Source organism: Alkalidesulfovibrio alkalitolerans DSM 16529, assembly GCF_000422245.1.
Classification (GTDB): Bacteria; Desulfobacterota; Desulfovibrionia; order Desulfovibrionales; family Desulfovibrionaceae; genus Alkalidesulfovibrio; species Alkalidesulfovibrio alkalitolerans.
This window is the reverse complement of record NZ_ATHI01000025.1, coordinates 1-530: the sequence shown is the minus strand read 5'-3', so window position 1 is coordinate 530 and position 530 is coordinate 1. Positions and strand designations below refer to the sequence as shown.

Here is a 530-nt window from a genome sequence, read left to right as displayed (position 1 = left end):
CGACGGAGCCGAGATCATCGCGGAGCTTGCCCCCTTGCCCGGTGAATACAGGCTGGTCAAACGCCGCTTCAGCGCCTTTCTGGACACCGAATTCGACCTGATGCTGCGCGGGCTGGGCGTCTCGACGCTGATCCTTTGCGGCACGCAGTACCCCAACTGCATCAGGAGCACGGCCGTGGACGCCATGGCCCGAGACTACCGGGTCATCGTGGTCACGGACGCCTGCTCGGCCCAAACGCCCGAAATCGCGGAGGCCAACGTCACGGACCTTGCGAACATGGGCATCAAGTGCGTGCCCCTTGCCGGGTTACTCCAGGCCCTTGGCGCCGCCTGACCCCCGCAACGTCCGGCATACCTGCGCCCCGCACAGAACCGCAGGCCGAAATACGACCGCGCCCCTTGACCAACGCCGCGATTCCGACTAAATACTCCCCTTCTCACGGGGACGTAGCTCAGCTGGGAGAGCGGCGCGTTCGCAACGCGTAGGTCGAGAGTTCAAATCTCTTCGTCTCCACCATTTAGAAAAGACA

The 530-nt window shown here is 63.4% G+C and carries 1 protein-coding gene and 1 tRNA gene; both read left to right on the top strand.

Features of this window, described 5'->3' with window-relative positions:
• Nucleotides 1–334 (top strand): cysteine hydrolase family protein (locus tag DSAT_RS07520; RefSeq protein WP_020887320.1); only part of this gene is annotated, 334 nt, incomplete at its 5' end.
• A 107-nt stretch (nucleotides 335–441) separates the two neighbouring features.
• Nucleotides 442–517 (top strand) — tRNA-Ala (locus DSAT_RS07515).
• Nucleotides 518–530: the final 13 nt, after the last annotated feature.